Here is a 5,682-nt window from a genome sequence, read left to right on the forward strand (position 1 = left end):
CCATGCTGGGCGCACAGACAAAAGCACAAGGGAATTAAACCCTTGTGCTTTCTATCTTATCGAAAATTAGTCGTTCACTACGTCTTTTCCTTTGTATGTTCCGCAAGCTTTACATACACGGTGTGAAAGTTTCATTTCACCACAGTTTGGGCAGCTTACCATACCAGGTACGTTTAATTTAAAATGAGTACGACGTTTTCTTTTTGCGGTTTTAGAAGTCCTTCTAAAAGGTACAGCCATTCTTCCCACCTCCTTAAAGAGTATTAAGAAAGTAATGAAGGCCAGGAATGCTGGGTCTTCACTTTGCTTCTTAGATTTGTCGATTAAATTTACGAAGAAGAATTGTTTTCATCGAAAAACTTTGCGAGACCTGCTAGTCTCGGATCAATTTTTTTAGATTGATCTTCTCCATGAACAACTTCCCAATCCTTGCCAGATTGTGGAGCAGCATCTTCACGATTAACATCTTCGCAAAAAACTTGCATTGGTACCTCAAGTAAAAGAATCTCTCGAAGGATCGGCATTACATCAATCACTTCACCTTTCACTTGATATGCTTCCTCTTCAGCTTCATAAACTGAACCTTGTAAGAGAAACGTTTCAGTTGTTTCGACATTAATTGGAAGTTTAACATCCACTAAAGTACGAGAACATGGAAGTATTAAGTAACCTTCGATTGTTAAATGGAATGTTACTTTGGTTGAATCGATATCGCCCCGACCTGTGATATGCATCGGAGAAACTTCTCGGATGGTTGGATCATCTTGTTTAATCTCATCCACACGAACTATCTCATCAATAATAAATTCCTTGTTTCGATATTTTTGTAATTGACTTAATGTCCATTTCAATTGAATCACCCCAAGGCAACAAAGGTAATTATAGCCTTCGATAAATTTTTTGTCAATGTTTTTTCTTTACACCCCGTCAGATGATTAAAAAAGCAAAATGCATCTACCTGTTTCCTATACTAGTTTAACCAGATACGCCTTTTGCAAACATCCTTAATATCTTACCATATAATTTGATTGGTTTCCTTAAAATATTGCTATAATGTTAATAAAAGCGGAAGCACATGAGAATTTAAGGTTATAAGGAGAGTACAAATGAGAGCTGTTGGATTAATTGTGGAATACAACCCATTTCATAATGGGCATGCCTATCATTTACAAGCATCTAAGGAGGCAGCAGAAGCTGATATTGTTATTGCAGTAATGAGTGGTAACTTTTTACAGCGTGGGGAACCTGCACTTGTATCCAAATGGCAGCGAACCAAAATGGCATTGCTTAATGGTGTAGATATTGTTTTTGAACTACCATATTGCTTCGCAACTCAGAAAGCGGAAACCTTTGCAAATGGTGCGGTGTCAATGTTGGATGCAGTGGACACTCATTGCCTCTGTTTCGGCAGCGAAAGCGGAGACATATCGGATTTCCTTCAAACAATTGAATACTTAGAAGAGAAGCATCATCCTTTTAATAAAAACATTAAACAGTACCTGGACACAGGTGTCAGTTATCCAAAAGCTTTATCCCTTGCTTATGAGCAATTGCCTGATTCGGATAAATATTTGGATTTAGCTAAGCCAAATAATATTCTAGGACTCGAATACATAAAATCTATAAAACAACAAAAGTCGAATATCATCCCAATGACGATTGCTCGAAAAAACGCTAACTACCATGATCAAGATTTTACCTCTGCAACGATTGCAAGTGCAACCAGTATCAGGAAAGCCATCTTTGCTGACAGCGATGGAAAATCTGCTATTGATCAATATGTACCACAGCCGACCAAACAATTGCTAAAAGAATATTTACAATCTTATCAAGTATTTCATCAATGGGAAAACTATTGGAGTTATCTACAATTTCGTTTAATTCATGCTAGCCCAGAAGAGCTGAGAGATATTTATGAAATGGAAGAGGGGCTTGAAAATAGACTTCTCTCTGCGGCTCGAGAGGCTGATACTTTTCATGAGTTTATGCAGAAAATCAAAACGAAACGTTATACTTGGACTAGACTGCAAAGGCTATGTGTGCATATTTTAACTAATTCGAAAAAAGAGGAGATGGCAATGATTTCAGAAAAAGCCTCTTATTTAAGACTTCTCGGTATGACCACAAGGGGCAAGGAATATCTAAATAAAAACAAGGCTCATCTCAGTCTCCCTCTAATATCGAAACTTTCTTCTTATAAAGGAAAAGAGATTAACCTAGATATTAAGGCAGCACGGATTTATTCTCTCGGCATCCCTAGTCATTTAAAAAATAAAATGATCCATCAAGAATATGAGCAGCCACCTATTTATATAAAGTAAAAAGCTCTGTTAAACAGGGTGCCAAAATCAACAATATTTCCTAACTTAACCATAATAAAAAGATGATGCGTGTGCACCATCTTTTTATTTTTCCTTTAGCTTTTCTAAATAGCTAACAGCTTCGTCAAATGTATCAATAGGAACAATTTTCATTTTGGTTTTTATCTCACGGGCGGTCTTTACTGCATCCCGGTAATTGGAATTCTTTATTCCTTTCTCATTAGGGGCTAAAAAGATTTCCGCGCCTGCCTTGTCAGCCGCAACAATTTTTTGTTCAATTCCGCCAATAGGACCAACAGTCCCGTCCACTTCAATAGTCCCTGTTCCTGCAATCTGATAGCCTTTTGTCAAGTCTCCTTCTGCTAACTGGTTATAAATTTCCAAAGAAAACATGAACCCTGCGGAAGGTCCGCCAATTTCATCCGTTTTTACCTTAACTTTTGGATCAACTATTATTTCTTTATCATCAACTAGCGAAATCCCAATTCCAACCTTTTGAGGATCCTCCTTAAAAGCCTGAAGTTTTAATGTGACAGTCTTTGTACTTTTATTTCGTAAATATGTTAATTCTACCTTGTCACCCGCATGTTTCTTACTAACGTAATCAATGAATTTTTCCGATGAAGGTAATTGCTTCCCATCCACTTTAAAAATCCGGTCACCCGCGGAAAGTTTCCCGTATGCAGGCATATCAGGAATCACTTGGACCACATAAATCCCTTTATATTTGTATTTTACAGGAAGCCCTGCTTTCCGGTATGCTACCTCTATTGCATTTAGCTTCGATCCCGCCATAAGATGAAGCTGTCTTGCGTTGTATTCTTCCTCGGTTTCTTTTTTATTTAATATCATATCAAGTGGATAAAGCTCTTCATAATTTCGAACCTTTGCTTCTATATAAGAAAATATATTGGCTCTACCCATTCTAACCGTCGTAAGCATAAAATTCCCTTCATCTTTATCTCCGCCTTCAACAGTAATGATTGGTCCGAGTTCCTTCGCCATTCCCGGTTTGGATACATAATATGGCAATGAATAAAACATACCCCAAATAAAAATAATCGTAATTATAAGAGCAGACCCTATATATATTTTTTTGCGCATGGCAGTATTTACCCCTTCCACTGTTCAATCACGGTCTTTATTTGCGCTATGTGTTTTTTCGCTTCTGCCTCACCTAGATTAATAATCTCCTCAATATTTGTGAAGGCTCGTGAACTATAGATTTCGACAGGAGGGCGAATCATTACACTAGCAGCAATTTCCCGATTGTTAATTATTTCTGCTTGCATAATATCTATGCTCTGCATGATGACATCATAAATAGAGGTAATTTCGGCATTCCGCTTTACCCTGGAAACATCGACTGCGATCACGATATCCGCCCCCATCTCCTTAGCGACAGAAACAGGAACACGATCAGATACACCGCCATCTACAAGGATTCTGCCATTATATTTTTCCGGCACAAAAATTCCAGGTATCGAAATGCTTGCTCGGACAGCATCTGCGACAGAACCCGTTTTAAATACCACCTTTTCCCCCGTCAATAAATCAGTGGCGACGATTCCAATTGGAATCGAAAGCTCCTCAATGTTTTTTCCGTGGGTAAATACCTTAATAAATTCTTTTACTTTTTTTCCTGAAATAAAGCCCATTTTTGGAACTGTAAAGTCCAAAAAGTACTTCCTCTTAAAGGCAGTGGATAATTTATATAACCGATCCATATCAATACCTGAACCGTAAAAACTTGCAACTAGTGCTCCCATACTGCTGCCTGCAATCAGATGAATCGGAATTTCAGCGTCTATTAATGCTTTAATGACACCTAAATGAGCAAACCCTCGTGCACCTCCTGAACCAAGCGCCAAGCCTATTTTTGGGTGCTCCATAATTATAGACCTCCTATCAATACCTAATCAAAATAATTGATTTCTTAATTGACGGACTTTACGAATTCCTTCCATGTAAAAGTGAAATCTCGTTCAATCTTATGGTCTAAATAACCGTTCTATGAGTATATTTGAGTTATATGAGGACAAGTCAGGATGGAATATTTCTTTATTTTACCATTCATTTAATCGATTGCACAGTTCAACGATTTCCTCGGGAGGAGGTCTCTTCATTGTTTCAGTCCAAATTAAAAACAATTTTTTTATCCATATCCGTCACCATTCTAGCTGGCTCCCTAATATTTTATCCGCAAGAGTCCTTGGATGCATCCATTCGCGGCCTAAATATGTGGTGGGAAATTGTTTTTCCATCCTTATTACCATTTTTTATTGTTTCTGAAATGTTAATTGGCTTCGGGGTTGTAAAATTTATTGGTGTGTTATTGGAACCATTAATGAGGCCCCTTTTTAAGGTTCCTGGTGTGGGCGGATTTGTTTGGGCGATGGGTATGGCTTCTGGATTTCCNNACGGCAAGATTAAGAGAAGAACGCCAGCTAACACGAATTGAAGCTGAAAGACTTGTTTCTTTCACAAATTCATCAAATCCATTATTTATTTTTGGGGCTGTTTCGGTAGGATTTTTCTATAATCCACATTTAGGGGTTATCCTTGCACTATCTCATTATTTAGGAAATATTTGTGTTGGATTAATCATGCGCTTTTATGGAAAAGAATCACATGATGAAACACAAGCGAAAAGGAAGAAGTTCAAAATCCGTTCCGCTTTATCAGCTTTGCATCAAACAAGATTAAAAGATAATCGACCAATTGGAAAACTACTTGGGGATGCCGTTAATTCATCCATTCAAACCTTATTAATGGTGGGCGGGTTTATCATTCTTTTCTCTGTAATAAACAAAATACTTTATCATTTACATATCACAGCCACATTGGCAAAATCTGTTGAGGTGCTGCTATCAGCGTTGTCCTTCCCAGAAATGTTAAGTATTCCGTTTATTTCAGGTTTATTTGAGATCACTTTAGGCAGTCAACTAACTAGTCAAAATCCAGATGCTACCCTTTTACAAAAAGCGATGATTACCAGCTTTATTTTAGCCTTTAGTGGTTTTAGTGTCCAAGCCCAAGTTGCAAGTATTCTGGCACAAACAGATATTAGATTTAAACCATTTTTTATGGCGAGAATTCTACAAGGTATTTTCGCAAGTTTGTTTGCATTGATTTTATGGAAGCCTGTTTATTTGCGCTTTAATGGGAATGAGCAGCCTTCAAATGCTTTGCCAGTTAGTTTTTTCGAATATGGTTCATGGGCGGACCACTTATTTCATAAAATGATAGTCTTTGGACCGATTATCACCATCATCTCACTCTTAGTGTATGTGCTTATATTGTTTTCCCGCTTAAAAAAACAATAATAAAAGAGCTGGCATGCATGAACTATAACCCGAAT

At 37.5% G+C, this 5,682-nt stretch carries 5 protein-coding genes and 1 pseudogene; 2 read left to right on the top strand and 4 right to left on the bottom strand.

Features of this window, described 5'->3' with window-relative positions; translation table 11 throughout:
• Window positions 1-66: 66 nt before the first annotated feature.
• Entirely contained in the window at window positions 67-240 is a 174-nt protein-coding gene (gene rpmF, locus V7659_RS08410; protein WP_026566356.1) for a 50S ribosomal protein L32, read from the bottom strand.
• A gap of 89 nt (window positions 241-329) precedes the next feature.
• On the bottom strand, window positions 330-851 hold the full coding sequence (locus V7659_RS08415) for a YceD family protein (RefSeq protein ID WP_144548856.1): 522 nt from the start codon (window positions 849-851) through the stop codon (window positions 330-332).
• Between the two features lie 255 nt (window positions 852-1,106).
• On the opposite strand from V7659_RS08415, the gene V7659_RS08420 reads away from it, so the two are divergent.
• Window positions 1,107-2,321, top strand: coding sequence for a nucleotidyltransferase (locus V7659_RS08420; protein WP_335539373.1), 1,215 nt, complete (start codon window positions 1,107-1,109; stop codon window positions 2,319-2,321).
• An 84-nt stretch (window positions 2,322-2,405) separates the two neighbouring features.
• On the opposite strand, the gene V7659_RS08425 is transcribed toward V7659_RS08420, so the two are convergent.
• Together V7659_RS08425 and V7659_RS08430 are read right to left on the bottom strand one after the other, a co-directional pair.
• Window positions 2,406-3,425 carry a SepM family pheromone-processing serine protease gene (locus tag V7659_RS08425; RefSeq protein ID WP_335539374.1) on the bottom strand — a complete coding sequence of 340 codons (1,020 nt, stop codon included), beginning with the start codon at window positions 3,423-3,425 and terminating at the stop codon, window positions 2,406-2,408.
• Between the two features lie 8 nt (window positions 3,426-3,433).
• Window positions 3,434-4,213 (bottom strand): patatin-like phospholipase family protein, encoded by a 780-nt coding sequence (locus V7659_RS08430; protein ID WP_335539375.1) that lies wholly within the window; start codon window positions 4,211-4,213, stop codon window positions 3,434-3,436.
• A 233-nt stretch (window positions 4,214-4,446) separates the two neighbouring features.
• Between V7659_RS08430 and ylbJ the strand changes: the two are divergent.
• Window positions 4,447-5,647, top strand: a pseudogene (gene ylbJ / locus V7659_RS08435) (sporulation integral membrane protein YlbJ).
• Window positions 5,648-5,682: the final 35 nt, after the last annotated feature.

The sequence above is a fragment of the Neobacillus drentensis genome (assembly GCF_036966985.1).
Taxonomy (GTDB): Bacteria; Bacillota; Bacilli; order Bacillales; family Cytobacillaceae; genus Neobacillus; species Neobacillus drentensis_E.

What these genes read in the sequence shown, in the direction of transcription:
- rpmF (WP_026566356.1), bottom strand. Translation starts at nt 240, where the DNA reads ATGGCTGTACCTTTTAGAAGGACTTCTAAAACCGCAAAAAGAAAACGT.
- V7659_RS08430 (WP_335539375.1), bottom strand. Translation starts at nt 4,213, where the DNA reads ATGGAGCACCCAAAAATAGGCTTGGCGCTTGGTTCAGGAGGTGCACGA.
- V7659_RS08420 (WP_335539373.1), top strand. Translation starts at nt 1,107, where the DNA reads ATGAGAGCTGTTGGATTAATTGTGGAATACAACCCATTTCATAATGGG.
- V7659_RS08425 (WP_335539374.1), bottom strand. Translation starts at nt 3,425, where the DNA reads ATGCGCAAAAAAATATATATAGGGTCTGCTCTTATAATTACGATTATT.